Source organism: Paractinoplanes ovalisporus (genome assembly GCF_016834655.1).
GTDB lineage: Bacteria > Actinomycetota > Actinomycetes > Mycobacteriales > Micromonosporaceae > Actinoplanes > Actinoplanes ovalisporus.
Map to the genome: position 1 here is coordinate 293,681 of NZ_JAENHP010000009.1, position 17,931 is coordinate 311,611.

19 protein-coding genes are annotated in these 17,931 nt (G+C 70.4%); 12 read left to right on the plus strand and 7 right to left on the minus strand.

What is annotated here, in order from left to right; translation table 11 throughout:
• Positions 1 to 88 precede the first annotated feature (88 nt).
• From icmB to JIG36_RS27330, 4 genes are all read left to right on the plus strand, one after another.
• Positions 89 to 493: a coenzyme B12-dependent isobutyryl CoA mutase small subunit gene (icmB, locus tag JIG36_RS27315; RefSeq protein ID WP_203379241.1), complete on the plus strand. Its 405-nt coding sequence runs from the start codon at positions 89 to 91 to the stop codon at positions 491 to 493.
• 532 nt (positions 494 to 1,025) lie between these two features.
• Positions 1,026 to 2,204: an ADP-forming succinate--CoA ligase subunit beta gene (gene sucC, locus JIG36_RS27320; RefSeq protein WP_203379242.1), complete on the plus strand. Its 1,179-nt coding sequence runs from the start codon at positions 1,026 to 1,028 to the stop codon at positions 2,202 to 2,204.
• Positions 2,205 to 2,208: 4 nt separating this feature from the next.
• Positions 2,209 to 3,090 carry a succinate--CoA ligase subunit alpha gene (gene sucD / locus JIG36_RS27325; protein WP_203379243.1) on the plus strand — a complete coding sequence of 294 codons (882 nt, stop codon included), beginning with the start codon at positions 2,209 to 2,211 and terminating at the stop codon, positions 3,088 to 3,090.
• A 113-nt stretch (positions 3,091 to 3,203) separates the two neighbouring features.
• Positions 3,204 to 4,613 carry a cell division protein PerM gene (locus JIG36_RS27330; RefSeq protein WP_236048292.1) on the plus strand — a complete coding sequence of 470 codons (1,410 nt, stop codon included), beginning with the start codon at positions 3,204 to 3,206 and terminating at the stop codon, positions 4,611 to 4,613.
• A 42-nt stretch (positions 4,614 to 4,655) separates the two neighbouring features.
• On the opposite strand, the gene JIG36_RS27335 is transcribed toward JIG36_RS27330, so the two are convergent.
• Positions 4,656 to 5,003, minus strand: coding sequence for a DUF4190 domain-containing protein (locus JIG36_RS27335; RefSeq protein WP_203379244.1), 348 nt, complete (start codon positions 5,001 to 5,003; stop codon positions 4,656 to 4,658).
• A gap of 172 nt (positions 5,004 to 5,175) precedes the next feature.
• On the opposite strand from JIG36_RS27335, the gene purN reads away from it, so the two are divergent.
• From purN to mdh, 4 genes are all read left to right on the plus strand, one after another.
• Positions 5,176 to 5,793, plus strand: a complete 618-nt coding sequence (purN, locus tag JIG36_RS27340) for a phosphoribosylglycinamide formyltransferase (protein ID WP_203379245.1) — start codon at positions 5,176 to 5,178, stop codon at positions 5,791 to 5,793.
• Entirely contained in the window at positions 5,790 to 7,358 is a 1,569-nt protein-coding gene (purH, locus tag JIG36_RS27345) for a bifunctional phosphoribosylaminoimidazolecarboxamide formyltransferase/IMP cyclohydrolase (protein ID WP_203379246.1), read from the plus strand. The genes purN and purH overlap by 4 nt, the downstream gene beginning before the upstream one ends.
• Positions 7,359 to 7,364: 6 nt before the next feature.
• A complete protein-coding gene (locus tag JIG36_RS27350; RefSeq protein WP_203379247.1) occupies positions 7,365 to 7,958 on the plus strand; it encodes a pentapeptide repeat-containing protein in 594 nt (197 codons plus the stop codon).
• An 88-nt stretch (positions 7,959 to 8,046) separates the two neighbouring features.
• Positions 8,047 to 8,997 carry a malate dehydrogenase gene (mdh, locus tag JIG36_RS27355; protein WP_203379248.1) on the plus strand — a complete coding sequence of 317 codons (951 nt, stop codon included), beginning with the start codon at positions 8,047 to 8,049 and terminating at the stop codon, positions 8,995 to 8,997.
• 189 nt (positions 8,998 to 9,186) lie between these two features.
• Here the strand turns inward: mdh and JIG36_RS27360 are convergent, their stop codons facing one another.
• Positions 9,187 to 9,831: an MBL fold metallo-hydrolase gene (locus tag JIG36_RS27360; protein ID WP_307872930.1), complete on the minus strand. Its 645-nt coding sequence runs from the start codon at positions 9,829 to 9,831 to the stop codon at positions 9,187 to 9,189.
• A gap of 306 nt (positions 9,832 to 10,137) precedes the next feature.
• Complete coding sequence (locus JIG36_RS27365; protein WP_203379249.1) at positions 10,138 to 10,980, minus strand: alkaline phosphatase D family protein; 843 nt, start codon at positions 10,978 to 10,980, stop codon at positions 10,138 to 10,140.
• Positions 10,981 to 11,195: 215 nt separating this feature from the next.
• On the opposite strand from JIG36_RS27365, the gene JIG36_RS27370 reads away from it, so the two are divergent.
• From JIG36_RS27370 to JIG36_RS53415, 4 genes are all read left to right on the plus strand, one after another.
• A complete protein-coding gene (locus JIG36_RS27370; RefSeq protein ID WP_203379250.1) occupies positions 11,196 to 12,413 on the plus strand; it encodes an NADP-dependent isocitrate dehydrogenase in 1,218 nt (405 codons plus the stop codon).
• A 107-nt stretch (positions 12,414 to 12,520) separates the two neighbouring features.
• Positions 12,521 to 13,438: a GlxA family transcriptional regulator gene (locus JIG36_RS53410; protein WP_307872931.1), complete on the plus strand. Its 918-nt coding sequence runs from the start codon at positions 12,521 to 12,523 to the stop codon at positions 13,436 to 13,438.
• Positions 13,439 to 13,447: 9 nt separating this feature from the next.
• Positions 13,448 to 14,080, plus strand: coding sequence for a DJ-1/PfpI family protein (locus JIG36_RS27380; protein ID WP_203379251.1), 633 nt, complete (start codon positions 13,448 to 13,450; stop codon positions 14,078 to 14,080).
• A gap of 248 nt (positions 14,081 to 14,328) precedes the next feature.
• Positions 14,329 to 14,463, plus strand: coding sequence for a hypothetical protein (locus JIG36_RS53415; protein ID WP_268919708.1), 135 nt, complete (start codon positions 14,329 to 14,331; stop codon positions 14,461 to 14,463).
• A 31-nt stretch (positions 14,464 to 14,494) separates the two neighbouring features.
• Here JIG36_RS53415 and JIG36_RS27385 read toward each other — a convergent pair whose 3' ends face one another.
• The 4 genes from JIG36_RS27385 to JIG36_RS27400 all read right to left on the minus strand — a co-directional run bounded on the left by JIG36_RS27385 (position 14,495) and on the right by JIG36_RS27400 (position 17,921).
• Positions 14,495 to 14,830 carry a TraR/DksA family transcriptional regulator gene (locus JIG36_RS27385; RefSeq protein WP_203379252.1) on the minus strand — a complete coding sequence of 112 codons (336 nt, stop codon included), beginning with the start codon at positions 14,828 to 14,830 and terminating at the stop codon, positions 14,495 to 14,497.
• Between the two features lie 221 nt (positions 14,831 to 15,051).
• The gene (gene galT / locus JIG36_RS27390) at positions 15,052 to 16,140 is read right to left on the minus strand and encodes a galactose-1-phosphate uridylyltransferase (RefSeq protein WP_203379253.1); all 1,089 of its coding nucleotides are present in this window, start codon (positions 16,138 to 16,140) and stop codon (positions 15,052 to 15,054) included.
• Positions 16,137 to 16,913 carry a DeoR/GlpR family DNA-binding transcription regulator gene (locus JIG36_RS27395; protein WP_203379254.1) on the minus strand — a complete coding sequence of 259 codons (777 nt, stop codon included), beginning with the start codon at positions 16,911 to 16,913 and terminating at the stop codon, positions 16,137 to 16,139. The genes galT and JIG36_RS27395 overlap by 4 nt, the downstream gene beginning before the upstream one ends.
• Positions 16,914 to 17,006: 93 nt before the next feature.
• On the minus strand, positions 17,007 to 17,921 hold the full coding sequence (locus tag JIG36_RS27400) for a glycosyltransferase family A protein (protein WP_203379255.1): 915 nt from the start codon (positions 17,919 to 17,921) through the stop codon (positions 17,007 to 17,009).
• Positions 17,922 to 17,931: the final 10 nt, after the last annotated feature.

A 17,931-nucleotide genomic window follows, 5' to 3' on the forward strand; every position in this document is an offset into this window, starting at 1 on the left:
GTGTTGGCGCCGATGGCTACCCCGGACCCGCCCCGCAGGTTACCGTTCGTTCAGGTGACAACGCGGTCAGCGGGCTCGGAGGGTCGGGATGCAGGCACGGATCAGGGTGGTCGTCGCGAAGCCGGGGCTGGACGGGCACGATCGCGGCGCGAAAGTCGTGGCCAGGGCGCTGCGCGACGCCGGTATGGAGGTCGTCTACACCGGCCTGCACCAGACGCCGGAGCAGATCGTCGAGACCTCGATTCAGGAGGACGCCGACGCGATCGGTTTGTCCGTTCTGTCCGGGGCGCACATGACATTGTTCCGCCGTGTGATCGAGCTATTGGCGGAGCGTGACGCCGGCGACATCGTCGTATTCGGCGGAGGCATCATTCCGGCCGACGACATCGCCGAATTGGAAAAGCTCGGCGTCGCCCACATATTCACTCCCGGCGCCACTACCGCGTCCATCATCGAATGGGTACGCGCCAATGTCCGTTCGCCGGTGGCTTGACCAGCCTCAACCCCGCGGTGAAAGCCGGTGACCCGACCAGCCTCAACCCCGTCGTGAAAGCCGGTGGCCCGACCAGCCTCAACCCCGCGGTGAAAGCCCGAGGGAGAAGCGGATGGGCCGGAGGCAAGGGGAGAGGCCGGACGCACCCCTCACACGTCCGGCCTCTCTATGCACGATGCCCCGCCGCCACCCCTCGACCGACAGGGCATCGGCCGCCTTCGCGCCGGGCGCGCCGTAGCGGTCCGACACCACACTCAACGACGCCCGGAGTGGGTGGTTACGCACGTCCGGCGGGGAAGTTCCGGAACACCGGGCACAGCCGTCCCACGTACCTCTGGTGTGTGGTCTTGCACACCGCGCACCCGCGCCTACGGACCGGGTACTCAGGTCGCTAGTCTGCGAATGAAGGCCCGACGGGCCGGACATTCTTCACGCCGGCGACGCTGTTCCCAGGCCGCCGCGCACATCAGGTCGGGACGCGGGCGGTGTGGCTTGCCGGCGCTTGCTTGCCGTCGCGAGCGAAAGGAGACACGTGGACCTGTTCGAGTATCAGGGGCGCGACCTCTTCGAACGGCACGGCCTGCCCGTGCTGGGCGGTGGCGTCGCCGAGACCCCGCAGGAGGCCCGGGCGATCGCCGAGCGGCTCGGCGGCAAGGTTGTCGTCAAGGCGCAGGTCAAGGTCGGTGGCCGTGGCAAGGCGGGCGGCGTCAAGCTGGCCGACGGCCCGGACGAGGCCGAGGCCCGCGCGACCGACATCCTGGGCATGGACATCAAGGGCCACACGGTTCACAAGGTGATGCTGGCCGAGACGGCCGACATCAAGGAGGAGTACTACTTCTCCTACCTGCTCGACCGCGCCAACCGTACCTTCCTCTGCATCGCCAGCGTCGCCGGCGGCATGGAGATCGAGCAGGTCGCCGAGGAGGACCCCGACCGCGTCGCCAAGGTCGCCATCGACGCCAGCAAGGGCGTCGACGAGGCCAAGGCCCGCGAGATCGTCACCCAGGCCCAGTTCCCGGCCGAGGTCGCCGACCAGGTCGTCGACATCGCGGTCAAGCTGTGGCAGGCGTTCGTCGCCGAGGACGCCACCCTGGTCGAGGTCAACCCGCTGGCCAAGGTCGGCGACGGCCGCGTGCTCGCGCTCGACGCCAAGGTCACCCTGGACGAGAACGCGTCGTTCCGGCACCCCGACCACGAGGCGCTGGTCGACCAGTCCGCGGTCGACCCGCTGGAGCAGGCGGCCAAGGCCAAGAACCTCAACTACGTCAAGCTGGACGGCGAGGTCGGCATCATCGGCAACGGCGCCGGCCTGGTCATGTCCACCCTCGACGTGGTGGCCTACGCCGGCGAGCAGCACGGCAACGTCAAGCCGGCCAACTTCCTCGACATCGGTGGTGGCGCCAGCGCCCAGGTGATGGCGAACGGCCTCGAGATCGTCCTCGGCGACCCGGCCGTGAAGTCGGTCTTCGTCAACGTCTTCGGCGGCATCACCGCCTGCGACGAGGTCGCCAACGGCATCATCCAGGCTCTCGCCCTGCTCGGTGAGCGCGGCGAGCAGGTCACCAAGCCGCTGGTCGTGCGTCTCGACGGCAACAACGCCGAGGCCGGCCGGGCGATCCTCGACGGCGCGAACAACCCGCTGGTCGAGCGAGTGGACACGATGGATGGAGCGGCCGCACGGGCCGCCGAGCTCGCGGCTGCGGGGAAGTGACGACATGGCAATCTGGCTCACCAAGGAATCCAAGGTCATCGTCCAGGGCATGACCGGCTCCGAAGGCTCGAAGCACACGCGGCGCATGCTGGCCGCGGGCACCAACGTGGTCGGCGGCGTGAACCCGCGCAAGGCCGGCACGACGGTGGACTTCGACGGCACCGAGCTTCCGGTGTTCGCGAGCGTCGCCGAGGCGATGAAGGAGACCGGCGCCGACGTGTCGGTCATCTTCGTGCCGCCGGCGTTCACCAAGGCCGCGATCGTCGAGGCGATCGACGCCGAGATCCCGCTCGCCGTCGTGATCACCGAGGGCGTGCCGGTGCAGGACAGCGCGGCCGCCTGGGCCTACAACGTGGACCGCGGTCAGAAGACCCGGATCATCGGCCCGAACTGCCCGGGCATCGCCTCGCCGGGCGCCAGCAACGCCGGCATCATCCCGGCCGACATCACCCCGGGTGGCCGCATCGGCCTGGTCAGCAAGAGCGGCACGCTGACCTACCAGCTCATGTACGAGCTGCGCGACTTCGGTTTCTCGACCGCCGTCGGCATCGGTGGCGACCCGGTCATCGGCACCACGCACATCGACGCGCTCAAGGCGTTCCAGGACGACCCCGACACCGACGCGATCGTCATGATCGGTGAGATCGGCGGCGACGCCGAGGAGCGGGCGGCCGAGTTCATCAAGGCCAACGTCACCAAGCCGGTCGTCGGCTACATCGCCGGCTTCACCGCCCCGCCCGGCAAGACCATGGGTCACGCCGGCGCGATCATCTCGGGCTCCGCGGGCACCGCGGACGCCAAGAAGGAGGCCCTCGAGGCCGCGGGCGTCAAGGTCGGCAAGACGCCGAGCGAGACCGCCCGGCTCATGCGCGAGGTCATGAGCTGACCACGCACTCCATGCGGCCGGCGCGCCGCCGAACGGGTCCGGGCGATCCGATCGGCGGCGCGCCGTCGTTTCTGCATCGCCTGCCCGGCCACGGCGTGGAAAAGTAGGCCGCGATGCCGACCACACCCGACCGGACCGAAGACTCGGACGACCCCTTCGCGGTCGCCGAGGCAGCGGAGGTCGCCCACGAGACCGTGCCGGTCGACATCCAGCGCGACACCGAGGCGATCCAGCGCGACACCGAAGCCGTCCAACGGTCGACCGAAGCCGTCGATGTCGCCCGGGAGCAGCGCACGGTCCTGGTCGACGACAAGGTCCAGGCCAACCGCGAGACGGTCAAGCTGCCCACCCAGCGCCGCCCGCCGCAGCGCCCGGCGAAGCGGGCCCCGCTGCCGGTGGCGGCCGCCTTCGCCACGCTCTGGGCGGCCCTGCTCTCCTATCTGCCGGTCGCCGCGGTCATCGGCCTTGCCCGCACCCTCGAGGGCAGCGGGGGCCTGCTGGGCGCCGCCCACGCCGGTCTGGCCGGGTGGCTGCTCGGCCACGGCGTTCCTATCGGCACCTCGATCGGTTCTCTCGGCCTCACCCCGCTGCTGCTCAGCATGCTGGTGGTCTGGCGGCTGAGCCGGGCCGGCCTGCACGTCACCCGGGCCGTCGGCGCCCGCCGCTCGGGCTCCACCCTGCGCGCGGTGTCGGTGGCGTTCGCCATCGCCCTGACCTATTCGCTGCTCGGCTCGGTCTGTGCGCTGCTCGTCGACGGCCGCGGCACCGAGATCACCGCGGGCCGGGCCGCGCTCAACTTCTTCGTGATCGGCGGCGGGGCGGCGCTGGTCGGTTCCTTGCGCGGCACCGACGCCCTGCGCGTCTGGGCCGAGCGCCTGCCCGGCCCGGTGCGCCACGGGATGCGTACGGGAGTCATGGCCGCACTTTTTGTCCTCGCGGCCGGCGCCGGGGTCACCGGTCTCTCGATCGCGATCGGCGGCGGCCAGGCGGCCGACATGATCTCGGCCTACCGCACCGGCGTGGCCGGCCAGGCGGGCATCACCCTGGTCAGCCTCGCGTACGGCGTCAACGGCGTGATCTGGGCGGCGGCCTACCTGCTCGGCCCCGGCTTCGCGCTCGGCACCGGCTCGGTGATCCGCCTCACCGAGGTGACCGTCGGCCCGCTGCCCACCCTGCCCCTGCTGGCCGGTCTGCCGAACGGCCCGATGGGCGCGGCCGGAACCCTGTTGCTGGCCCTGCCCGTGGCGGCCGGCCTGGCCGTGGGCTGGCTGCTCATGCTGCGCCTGCCGCGTGAGACGTCGTGGCCGGCCGTGCTCGGCAGCGGTCTACTCGCCGGTCCGGTCGCGGGGGTGGTGCTCGGCCTGCTGGCGGAGTTCTCCGGCGGCCCGCTGGGCGACGGCCGGCTGGCGACGATCGGCCCCGACCCGTGGACGGTCGGTCTGGTCGCCACCGCCGTGCTCGGCGTCTCGGCGGCCCTTGGCGCGGCCGCGGCCAAGATTCTCCGCCCGGCCCCCAAGGCATGAAAAAAGGGGGCGCCGACCGGCGCCCCCTTTTTCCCGCGAACGTCAGTTGCTGCTGTTGTTCGTGAAGTCTTCCCAGTTGATGCTGCTGCCCGCGGTGATCGCCCAGATCAGCAGGGCGATGCCGAGCACCGCACCGACCGCGCCGGTGATCAGGCCGGCCATGGCCTGGCTGCGGTTGGTGGCCCGGCCCGCGTTGGCCTTCTGCAGGCCGAGGTAGCTGACGACCGCGGCCGCGATGCCCAGCGGAATGCCCAGGTAGAAGCAGCAGACCAGCGGAATCGACACGATTCCGAGGATCATGCCGACAAGACCCTGGGTGTTCTCCGGAGCCGCCGGCACACCGCCCGGCTCGCCGCCCGGGGGACCGTAGTACGGGGGTGGGGTAGTCACGCGCAGTTCCTCCTGTGCATATAGCCCTCGAGCAGTGAGTGCATATGGCTCGTGAGCAGTGAGAAATCCGAATCTCTGAGGACCGGCAGCGTATCTGAAGATCAGCTGTTTCGCCTGCCCTGAGCCCATACCCGTTGTCGGTCGTCCCGCTGTGCGGAGATAGGGTGCTCGGGTGACCGACCCCGCGCCCGCCCGCCTGGTCGTCCTCGTCTCCGGTTCGGGCAGCAACCTTCAGGCTCTGCTCGACGCCTCGGCCGACCCCGCCTACGGCGCGCAGGTCGTGGCCGTGGGCGCCGACCGCGACGGCATCGCCGGTCTCGACCGGGCCGCCGCCGCGGGTGTGCCCACCTTCGTCGACCCGGTGAAGGCCTACGAGACGCGAGACGACTGGGACGCCGCCCTCGCCGCCCACGTCGCCGAGTTCAAGCCCGACCTGATCGTCTCGGCCGGCTTCCTCAAGCTGGTCGGGCCGCAGTTCCTGGCCGCGTTCGGCGACCGTTACATCAACACCCACAACGCGCTGCTGCCGTCGTTCCCCGGCATCCACGGCCCGCGCGACGCCCTCGCCTACGGCGTCAAGATCGCCGGGGCGACCCTCTTCTTCGTCGACGCCGGCGTCGACACCGGCCCGATCATCGCCCAGGTCGCGGTCCCCGTGCTCGACGACGACACGGAAGACACGCTGACCGAGCGGATCAAGGTGGCCGAGCGGGCCCAGCTGGTCGAGCACGTCGGCCGCCTGGTGCGCGAGGGCTGGACCATTCAGAACAGGAAGGTACGCATTCCATGAGCAGCTCCGACGAGGGCCGCCGCCCGATCAAGCGGGCACTGCTGAGCGTTTACGACAAGACCGGCCTCGTCGAGCTCGCCCAGGCGCTCTCCGCGGCCGGTGTCGAGATCGTCTCCACCGGTTCGACCGCCTCCACCGTCGAGGCGGCCGGTGTCCCCGTCACCCGGGTCGAACAGCTCACCGGCTTCCCCGAGACCCTCGACGGCCGGGTCAAGACGCTGCACCCCCGCGTGCACGCCGGCCTGCTGGCCGACCTGCGGCTGGAGAGCCACGCGGCCCAGCTGGCCGAGCTCGAGATCGCCCCGTTCGAGCTGCTGGTCAGCAACCTCTACCCGTTCACCCAGACCGTGGCGTCGGGCGCGGGCGTCGACGAGTGCGTCGAACAGATCGACATCGGCGGTCCGGCCATGGTGCGCGCGGCCGCGAAGAACCACCCCTCGGTCGCCGTGGTGACGACCCCCGAGGCGTACGGGCTGATCTCGGACGCTCTGGAAAACGGTGGCTTCACGCTTCCTCAGCGCAAGGCGCTCGCGGCCCGGGCCTTCGCCGACATCGCCGAGTACGACGTGGCCGTGGCCAACTGGACGGCGAGCACCCTGGTCGAGGAGGCCGGCTTCCCCGCGTTCGCCGGCCTGGCCCTGGTCAAGCAGAACACCCTGCGTTACGGCGAGAACCCGCACCAGCAGGCCGCGCTCTACGCCGACCCGGGCGCGCCCGCCGGTCTGGCCCAGGCCGAGCTGGTGCACGGCGGTGAGCTGTCGTTCAACAACTACGTCGACGCCGACGCGGCCTGGCGCAGCGCCAACGACTTCGACGAGCCCTGCGTGGCCATCATCAAGCACGCCAACCCCTGCGGCATCGCGGTCGGCGCCGACATCGCCGACGCGCACCGCAAGGCCAACGACTGCGACCCGGTCTCGGCGTTCGGCGGCGTCATCGCGGCCAACCGCGTGGTCACCGAGGCCATGGCCAAGCAGCTCGACGGCATCTTCACCGAGGTGATCGTCGCTCCCGCGTACGAGGAAGCCGCCCTGGACGTCTTCCGCGCCAAGAAGAAGCTGCGGGTGCTCATCGCGCCCGAGTGGAATCCGCCGCGGGCCGAGGTCAAGCAGGTCGGCGGGGGCGCGCTGGTGCAGCTGTCCGACCGCATCGACGCGCCCGGCGACGACCCGGCCAACTGGACGCTGGCGACCGGCGAGGCCGCCTCGGCCGACGACCTGGCCGACCTGGCGTTCGCGTGGCGGGCCATCCGCAGCGTGAAGAGCAACGCGATCCTGCTGGCCCACGACGGCGCGACCGTCGGTGTCGGCATGGGCCAGGTCAACCGGGTCGACGCCGCGCACCTCGCGGTCAACCGGGCCGGCGCCGACCGGGCCAAGGGCAGCGTGGCCGCCTCCGACGCGTTCTTCCCGTTCCCCGACGGGCTCGAGGTGCTGGTCGCGGCCGGCATCAAGGCGATCGTGCAGCCGGGCGGCTCGATCCGTGACGACCAGGTGATCGCGGCCGCGGCCCAGGCCGGCGTCACCGTCTATCTCACCGGCACCCGTCACTTCTTCCACGGCTGACCCGCCATGGAAGACCTCGTGCAGGACACCACCTTCCGCGGCCGTGACTGGGCGCTGGAGGAGGTCGCCGGTGTCCGGTACGAGGACTGCGCGTTCCACGACGTCGACTGGTCGGAGGCGCACCTGGTCGGGTGCGTCTTCACCAACTGCACCTTCGGCAACGTACGGTTCAACGCGGCCGTCCTGGAACGGGTGGCCATCATGCAGTCGACGCTGCAGCGCTGCTCGTTCTTCGACGCCACGCTGACCGACTGCAAACTGACCGGCACCCAGTTCGTCGACTGCGGGCTGCGGCCCCTCAAGATCGCGGGCGGCGACTGGGGTTTCGTGTCGCTGCGCGGGCAGAACCTGACCGGCGTCGGGCTGGGCGGACTACGGTTGCGGGAGGCCGACCTGATGGGCGCCGACCTCTCGCGGGCCGACCTGCGCGATGCCGACCTGTCCTCCGCGCGGCTCACCGACGTCGTCCTCAAGGGGGCCGACCTGCGCGGTGCCGACCTCGACGGGGTCGAGTTGCGCGGTGTCGACCTCACCGGAGCCACGATCGACCTGGAACAGGCGGTGCAGTTCGCCACCGCTCACGGTGCGACAGTGGCTTAACTCGCGTTGAGGCGACCGGCCGGTAATACGGCGTTAACCGACTGATACGGTCCGGAAAAATCGTCCCTAGACTGGGAGTGGATGAGCAATGGGTAAGAAGGTAACCGTCGTAGGTGCCGGTTTCTACGGCTCGACGACCGCGCAGCGCCTGGCCGAGTACGACATCTTCGAAACCGTTGTGCTCACCGACATCATCGACGGCAAGCCGGCCGGTCTCGCGCTCGACATGAACCAGTCCCGGCCGATCGAGGGCTTCGAGACCAAGATCGTCGGCGCCACCACCGGCCCCAACGGCGAGGGCTACGAGGCCATCGAGGGCTCCGACGTCGTGGTCGTCACCGCCGGCCTGCCCCGCAAGCCCGGCATGAGCCGCATGGACCTGCTCGAGGTCAACGCGAAGATCGTGCGCCAGGTCGCCGAGAACATCGCCAAGTACGCCCCCAACGCCGTCGTCATCGTCGTGTCGAACCCGGTCGACGAGATGACCGCCCTCGCCCAGCTCGCCACCCAGTTCCCCAAGAACCGGGTGTTCGGCCAGGCCGGCGTGCTCGACACGGCCCGCTTCACGAACTCGATCGCCGAGACCCTCGCGGTGCCGGTGAAGAGTGTCAAGGCCCTCACGCTGGGCTCGCACGGCGACACCATGGTGCCGGTCCCGTCGCGCTGCACCGTCGACGGCAAGCCGCTGTCCGACCTGCTGCCCGCCGACAAGATCGAGGAGCTGGTCGTCCGCACCCGCAACGGCGGGGCCGAGGTCGTGGCCCTGCTCAAGACCGGTTCGGCCTACTACGCCCCGTCGGCCGCGGCCGCCCGCATGGCCAAGGCCGTCGTCGAGGACTCGGGCGCCGTCCTGCCGGTCTGCGCGTGGGTCGACGGCGAGTACGGCATCTCCGGCGTCTACCTGGGCGTCGAGGCCCAGATCGGCGCCGAGGGCATCAAGAAGGTCGTCGAGGACAAGCTCACCGACACCGAGCTGGCCGGTCTCAAGGAGGCCGCCGAGGCCGTCCGCGCCAAGCAGGCGGACGTCGCCAACCTCTGATCGATGCCGCGTGGTGTGCCGCGCGAAACTTGGGAAGGCCGGGACTTTTGGTTCCGGCCTTTTCTCGTACGCAGCGTGGCCGCCGGACAGACGCAGCCGGGGCCGTTCCCGGCGACTCGTCCCTTTCCCTCACGCTCATGAGATCGCAAGAGCCCGAAGCGCGTCCCGGCTTCCGGCGGGCGGCCCTTATTAGGTCGCCGGGGCGCTGAACGCGTTGCCCAAGTGGGAGACGGCGAGCGTGGCTCCCCGGCCGCGGGCCTCGCTGAGCGCCGCTCCTCGGCTCTTTCGTGCGAGCTCCGGGTCCGTGTCGCCGGCGTACGGGAGGTCGGGGTCGAGCAGTTGGATGGCGTGCACGAGCAGGTCGCCGGTGACGAGCAGGCTGTCGCGGCCCGACTCGACCCACACCGACTGGTGGCCCGGGGTGTGACCCGGGGTCGGCACCACCCGTACGCCCGGCGCCAGCTGCCGCTCCCCGTCGAGCGCCTCCAACCGCCCGGCCGCCCGCAACGGCTCGACGAGCAGGTCGTACTGCCCCGCGTGCTCACGGTTGGCGGCGTACGCGTCGATGTCGGCCTGTTGCATCACCACGCGGGCCTCGGTGAACGGCGAGTCGCGCGGCACCGCCCACCCCATGTGGTCGTTGTGCAGATGGGTCAGCACGATGGCCGACACGTCGGTGGGCGCGATGCCCGCCTCGGCCAGCGCCTCGGGCAGCCGCCCCGGAACCGGTGCCCAGTCGGCCGCGAGCGACCCGGCCGGCCCGATGCCCGCGTCGACCAGGATGACCGGGCCGGCCCGACGCGTACGGCATAGCTCCGGAACCTCAGCAGCCACTCACCGTCGGCCGTGCGGGCGGCGGGATCGAGCGCGTCGGCGGCGGCCCATTGCTCGGCCGTGGCCGTCGGAAACGCCTCGGACCGTGGCGCGAAGAACGGCCCGGCCGCGTCCTCGACGGCGATCACCGAGATGGTTCCGACCTCGTGAATCGACATGCCGCCATTCTGCCAAGCCGCGGGCCGGCCGGCGGGTTATCCACAGTCGAGGGTTATCCACAGAGCGCCCCGCAGAGATCGCCATTCCACGAAACAATGGGGTTAGGGTGGTGGCCCCCGGAAGGGCGGGCCTGTGGGGGAGAACTGTCTACAAAGCGCAGACCGCAAACGGCCGGGACCACAAACGGGGCAGGCCGGAAACGCGACAGGACCGGCAAACGCGCGCACCGGTCATCTCGGAACGGGTCACGTCGCAGACCACATAACCCCGCTGGTTGTCGATGTACCGCCAGTGTGGGCTCTCCGCCATGATCGGGTCGTACGTGGCATGGAACGACGCCGTGTTCGGGTTGCCGCCCGACGTGATCGACGTGCCGGTGATCTCGGCGCCGACGATCGGGGTGGACGGGTCGTCGAAGTCGGGGCGCAGGTCGCTCACCCACGTGCAGTGGCGGTCGCCCGTGAGCACCACCGGGTTGTCGACGCGGCCGCTGCCGAAGTGTTCGAGCAGCCGTCTGCGCTGCACCCGGTAGCCGTCCCAGTTGTCGAAGTCGAACGTCTGCGCCGGGCCCGCCGTACGGTCGTTCTGCGCCCACATCACCTGGTTGGCCAGCAGGTTCCAACTCGACCCGGAGCGCCGCAGGCCGTCGACCAGCCATTTTTCCTGCGCGGGGCCGGTCATGGTCAGGGCCGGGTTCTGCGCGTCGGTCAGGGTGGCCGGCTGGTCGCTGCGGTACTGCCGGGTGTCGAGCACGTGCACGCTGGCCGGCGACCCGAACCGGAACCGGCGGTAGAGCTGCATGTCGAGGCCGCGCGGCAGCGACGAGCGGCGCAGCGGCATGTGCTCGTAGTACGCCTGGAACGCCGCGATGCGCCGAGCGCGAAAAGCCGAAGGCGTCTGCAGGTTGGGGTCCCGCGAGCAGCATGGGGGCGCCGACGGCGGCGGCATCTCCGGCCAGGAGTGTCCGCCGGCTGAGTCCCTCTCGTCCAAGCAATGACATTCTTCGATGCGACCGCGTTTCGGTCACAGCGCGCCGACGAGCGGCCAAACTGGGACTGGCGATCCGGCCAACGAATGCGACGGTTGGCTACAAAAAGAGCTTTCCAGGCAAGAAGTGCGGGCCCGGGGTCGCCCGGCGAACACGAGGAGTCCTGCAGTACGCTCGTACTGCTAAGCACGGTTTTCGGGAGAGGAGCGCCGGCCGCATGGCGAAAATCAAGGTCACAAACCCGGTCGTGGAGCTCGACGGCGACGAGATGACCCGGATCATCTGGAAGCAGATCCGGGAGCAGCTGATCCTGCCCTACCTGGACGTCCCGCTCGAGTACTACGACCTGTCGATCCAGTACCGCGACGAGACCGACGACCAGGTGACGATCGACGCGGCCAACGCCATCAAGCAGCACGGCGTCGGCGTCAAGTGCGCGACCATCACCCCCGACGAGGCCCGCGTCGAGGAGTTCGGCCTCAAGAAGATGTGGCGGTCGCCCAACGGCACCATCCGCAACATCCTCGGCGGCGTCGTCTTCCGCGAGCCGATCATCATGCAGAACGTGCCGCGGCTGGTGCCGGGCTGGACCAAGCCGATCATCATCGGCCGTCACGCCCACGGCGACCAGTACAAGGCCACCGACTTCGTGGTGCCCAGCGCGGGCAAGCTGACCGTCACGTTCACCCCCGAGGACGGCTCGGCGCCGATGGAGTTCCACGTCGCCGACTACCCGGGCGGCGGCGTCGCGATGGCGATGTACAACTACGACGAGTCGATCCGCGACTTCGCGCGCGCCTCGTTCCGGTACGGCCTGGCCCGCAACTACCCGGTCTACCTTTCGACCAAGAACACGATCCTCAAGGCGTACGACGGACGCTTCAAGGATCTGTTCGCCGAGGTCTTCGAGAGCGAGTTCGCCGAGGAGTTCAAGGCGGCCGGCCTCACCTACGAGCACCGGCTGATCGACGACATGGTCGCGGCCGCGATGAAGTGGGAGGGCGGCTACGTCTGGGCCTGCAAGAACTACGACGGTGACGTGCAGTCCGACACCGTGGCCCAGGGCTTCGGCTCGCTCGGCCTGATGACCTCCGTGCTGATGACGCCCGACGGCAAGACCGTCGAGGCCGAGGCCGCGCACGGCACGGTCACCCGCCACTACCGCCAGTGGCAGAAGGGCGAGAAGACGTCGACCAACCCGATCGCGTCGATCTTCGCCTGGACCGGCGGTCTCAAGCACCGCGGCGTGCTCGACGGCACCCCCGCGGTGACCGAGTTCGCCGAGACGCTCGAGAAGGTCTGCGTCGAGACCGTCGAGGGCGGTCAGATGACCAAGGACCTCGCGCTGCTCATCGCGCGGGACGCCCCGTGGCTGTCGACCGACGAGTTCATGAACGCGCTCGACGAGAACCTGGCCCGCAAGCTCGGCGCCTGATTCTGAGTCCACAGGGCCGCCGGTGCAGTCTTGCCGGCGGCCCTGTGGCGTAAAAGGTGGGACATTCGGCGTTGCCGCCCCCACCCGGCCACCGCGACGATCGACGAGTGCATCACGTGCTGATCGTGCTCTTCGACGGTGTCCACAGCCTCGACGTCACCGGCCCGCTCGAAGTCTTCGCCACCGCCGGGAGCTACCGCGTCACCACCGCCTCGCCGTCGGGGGCGCCGGTCCGTACGTCGAGCGGCCTGACCCTCGTACCGGATGAGGCTCTGGGTGACGCCGCGCCGGACACCCTCGTCGTTCCCGGTGGCGCCGGAACGCGCGAGCCGCCGCCCGCCGTGGTGTCGTGGCTGCGTGATCACGCTCCGGCGGCCGGTCGGATCATGTCGGTCTGCACCGGGGCGTTCCTGCTGGCGTCGGCCGGTCTGCTCGACGGTCGTCGGGCGACCACCCACTGGCAGTTCTGCGCGACCCTGGCCCGGCGCCATCCCCAGGTCGCGGTCGAGCCCGACCCCATTTTCGTACGGGACGAGTCCGTCTACACCTCGGCCGGAGTGACCGCCGGGATCGACCTCGCGCTGGCGCTGGTCGAGGAGGATCACGGGCGGGACGCCGCGCTGGCCATCGCCCGGGCCCTGGTGATGTTCCTGCGCCGGCCGGGCGGGCAGGCCCAGTTCAGCGCGCCGCTGTCGGCCCAGCTGGCGCACCGCGAGCCGTTGCGGGAGGTGCAGCGGCACATCGTCGACCATCCCGAGACAGACCTGTCTGTTCCGGCGCTCGCGGCCCGCGCCAACCTGTCGCCGCGGCAGTTCACGCGCGCGTTCGCCGAGGAGACCGGCACCTCGCCCGGGCGCTACGTCGACCGCGTACGGCTGGAGACCGCGCGACGCCTGCTCGAAGACACCACCGACGGCGTGGCCGAGGTGGCCCGGGCCGCCGGCTACGGCAACCCCGAGACCATGCGCCGCGCCTTCCTGCAGACCTTGGGCGTGGCCCCCGCCGACTACCGACGTCGCTTCTGAGGAGTCCCGATGCAGATCAATTTCCTCCTGTACGACCGGATGACCGCCCTCGACGTGGTCGGCCCGTACGAGGTTCTCAGCCGCCTCCCGGGCGCCTCGGTCCTGTTCGTGGCCGCTGAGCCGGGCCCCGTGCGCGCCGACACGGGAAGCCTCGCCCTGATGGCGGACGCCTCCCTGGAGGACGCCCCGCCGGCCGACATCGTGCTCGTTCCCGGCGGTTACGCCCCGCCCCTCATCGATAGGCGCGTGCTGGACTGGGTGCGGGCCGCCGACACCCGCTCGACCTGGACCACCAGCGTCTGCACCGGCTCTCTCGTGCTGGCCGCGGCCGGGTTGCTGGAGGGCCGCCGCGCCACGACACACTGGCTGGCGATGGACCGGCTGGCCCCGAGCGGCGCCGTCCCCACCCCGTCCCGGGTCGTGATCGACGGCAAGTACGCCACGGCCGCCGGCGTCTCCGCGGGCATCGACCTGGCGCTCACCCTGACCGAGCGGCTGGCCGGGGCCGAGTTCGCGCAGACCGTCCAGCTGGCGCTCGAATACGATCCGCAGCCGCCGTTCGCCGCGGGCTCGCCCGGCACCGCGCCGGCCGCCGCCGTGGCGTTCCTCGAGGCCAACCGGGCGATGGTGATGGCCGGCTGACGTCATGCGGGAAAACGCATGTTTGATTCCGTAACCGGTGGTTATACGCCTCGTTCTTCATGCAGAACGGATGACGGACGCGATGCCGAGGGGTCGCCCACTGGTCCGGCCGCCTTGTCCCGGGCGCCGACCGGTTCCCTCGACACCCCGCGTCCGGCGTAGGTGCCGCACGCGCCTGCCGTCCCTTCCCTGCGGGGGGTCCTGTCCCGGGCCCCCCGCCCCTCTATCCACAGCCCTGTGGATAACTCGTGAGCACGTCCTCCCCGTACCTGCTGGGTACGCCGGAGAAGGCTCGTCGCCTGCTCAACAGCATCGCGCAGGCCGACGCCGGGCTTCTCGAGGAGCACCCGCTCGCCGGCCCGGGTTCCTCGACCGCGGCGTGAGCCTCCGCATCGCCGCCTGCTGCGGGCAGCGCTAGCCGGCGCAGCTCACGCAGGTGGTGGCGAAGGGGCGAATTTCCAGTCGCTCAGCTGCGATCGGCTTGCCGCACGCATCGCAGCGGCCGTAGGTGCCGGCATCCAGTCGGTTCAGGGCGGCCTCGACCGCGGCGCGCTGGTTGCGGGCGGCGGTCAGCACGGCGGTGAGCTGGGCCCGCTCGTAGGCGATGGTGGCGCCCTCGGGGTCGTGCTCGTCGTCGGCGTTGTCGTCGCGGGAGGCCTCGAACAGGGCGTGCAGGTCACCCTCCAGCGCGGCGATCTCGCCCTCGGCCTGAGCGCGCAGGCGTTCGAGGGCAGCGCGGTGACTTTCCATGGTTCATCCAGCCTAGGGCCTGTCCTGCCGATCACGAGGGGCTGCGACGTGGCCCAGGCGGCGCCTGACGGCGTCCGCGAAACGACCACATACAACACCGGTATGCGGCCGCTTCGCGGCCGACGCCAGCCACCACCTGGACCTCGTCTCACTCCCGCGTGATCGGCAGGACAGGCCCTAGATGCGGAACGGGCCGCCGGACCGGCCCGTTCCGACCGGGGCTAGGCGTCGCGCAGGAGCTGGGCGGCCTTCTCGGGGACGATGTCGTTGACGAAGAAGCCCATCGCCGACTCCGACCCGGCCAGATACTTCAGCTTGTCGGCGGCCCGGCGGATGCTGAACAGCTGCAGGTGCAGGTAGCCCAGTTCGCGCCCCTCGCCAACCACCGCCTGGTGCCAGGCCGAGATGTAGGGCATCGGCTTGCCGAACAGGCCGTCGAAGCGGCGCAGCACGTCGAGGTAGAGCGGCCCGAACGCGTCACGCTCCGCATCGGACAGTGCGGGGATGTCGGGAACCTTGCGGTGCGGGGCCAGCTGCACCTCGAACGGCCAGCGCGCGGCCGCCGGCACGTACGCCGTCCAGTGCTCGTTCGAGGCCACCACGCGGGTGCCATCGGCTCGTTCGGCCGCCAGCACGTCGGTGTAGAGGTCATTTCCCGTACGGTCCAGGTATGCGCGCGCGGCGGCCAGCATGGCCTTGGTACGCGGCGGGACGGTCGGGTAGGCGTAGATCTGGCCGTGCGGGTGGTGCAGCGTCACGCCGATCTCGACGCCCCGGTTCTCGAACGGGAAGACCTGGGCCACCCCGTCCAACGTGGACATCTCGGCGGTCCGGTCGGCCAGGGCGTCGACCACCGTGCGTACGCGGGACGGGGTCAGCGCGCCGAACGAGCTGTTGTGGTCGCTGGTGAAGCACACCACCTCGCACCGCCCGATGCCGGGACGCACCGGAACCATGCCGGTGACCTCGGTGATCTCGTTCTCCGGAACGCGGTCGCTGAACGACGGGAACTGGTTCTCGAAGACGACCACGTCGTAGTCGGGGGCCGGGATCTCGCTGGCGAACGTCGGCTTGGTCGGGCACAGCGGGCACGCGTCGCTCGGCGGCAGGAACGTGCGGGTCTGCCGGTGCGCGGCGACCGCCACCCATTCGTCGACCAGCGGGTCGTACCGCAGCTGCGAAGTGGGCGGCGGGGGCGGCAGCTGCCGGGTGTCGGGGTAGTCGGCCCGGTGGGTCTGTGCCTCCTCGTTGAAATAGATCAGCTCGCGTCCGTCGGAGAGACGGATGGCCGTACGGCTCTTGAATGTCACTGGGCGCTCACAACCACGAGGTCTGGGACCGTTTCGGACAGCAGGGTGCGGGCGGCTTCGTCCAGCCCGTCATCGGTGATCAGCACGTCGGCGCGTTCGAGCGGCACGATCGAGGAGATGCCCACCGTGCCCCACTTGGTGTGGTCGGCGAGCACGACGAGGCGTTCGGCCGCCTCGACCAGGGCGCGGTTGACGTCGGCCTCCATGAGGTTCGGCGTCGTGTAGCCGGCCCGCTCGCTCATCCCGTGCACGCCCAGGAAGAGCATGTCGAGGTGCAGCGTGCCGATCGCGGCCACCGCCACCGGGCCGACGAGGGCGTCCGAGGGCGTACGGGTCCCGCCGGTCAGCACCACGGTCTGGTCGGGACGGCCGGCCCGGTAGAAGATGTCGGCGACCGGGATCGAGTTCGTCACCACGGTCAGCGAGGGGACGTCGACCAGGCGCTGGGCGAGGCCGGCGGTGGTGGTGCCCGCGGAGAGCGCGATCGCGTCGCCGGGGGAGACCAGCGCGGCCGCCCGCATGGCCATGGCCGCTTTCTCCGTACGCTGCCGGACGCTCTTGGCCGCGAAACCGGGCTCGTGGGCCGAGCCCGGGCTGACCGTCGTCGCTCCGCCGTGTACCTTCGCCAGCAGACCACGGTCGGCCAGCGACTCGAGGTCACGGCGGATCGTCATGTCGGAGACGCCGTATTCCGAGGCGAGCTCGCTGACCCGGACGCCGCCGGCGGCCCGGACCCGGTCGAGAATGGCTGCCTGTCGCTGCTGGGCAAGCATCAGCGGACCTCCGCCGGGAACCGCACTAAATCGAACACGCCCGAACACTACCTGGCGTATGGGCGTGAGCGAAAGGGTGAGTCTGCAGGTGTGCTAGATACCTCGCCCCCGTTTGTGCAACGCGGAGAGAACGTTCTCAACCTTCACCGCGCCGGTCATCGCCGCAAGGGCGATCGCCGTGCGGGGTTCCTTCCAGTTCGCCCGTACGGCTTCCTTGCTGAACTGCCAGGCCTGACTGCGATTGCCGGTCGCCGCCGACCAGCAGGCCAGCTGGCCGTAGACCCGAGCCGCCCCGGGCCGGCAACCGCTGATCTCCGGGTGCCGTTGCATCATCCAGCGCAGTGAGCTGATCTTGGTGGCGTACTCGTAGGCGTAGTGCGAGGTGCGACCCCACAGGACCCGGACGAGCGGCTCGTCGAGATGCACGATGGGAGTCCGGCGGGCGGCCCGCAGCAGCAGGTCCCAGTCCTCGTTCTGGCTGCCCGGCGCGTCCTCGGCGACCAGGCCGATCGCCTCCGGCACGAGGGCCGAGCGGCGGATCAGGAACGACGACGAGTGCAGCATCGCCATCCGGGACCGGGCCAGCTCGTCGACCGTCACCCGGCTGCGCCCGGCCAGGCGCGGTGTGCACTTGCCCTCGTACTCGACCTCGATCGCACACGTGGCGAACTCGGCCTCCGGCTCGGCCAGCACGGCCGCCACCTGCCGCCGCAGCTTGTCCGGCTGCCACACGTCGTCGTCGTCGCAGAACGCCACGAACTCGGTGTCGAGCGCCAGGATGCCGGTGTTGCGGGCCCCGGCCAGGCCCGACGTGCGCCAGTTGGTGAGCACCAGCACCTGGACGCCCTCGGTCGAGGCGAGCAGATAGTCGGGCTCGGTCTGGTCATAGACCACCAGCACCTTGATCTCGCCCGCGTACTGCTGCTCGCGGACCGAGGCGATCGCCTTGCGCACCAGTTCGGGGCGGTTGCGGGTGGGGATGACGACGCCGACGGAGGGCCAGTTCATCGGTTCCTCT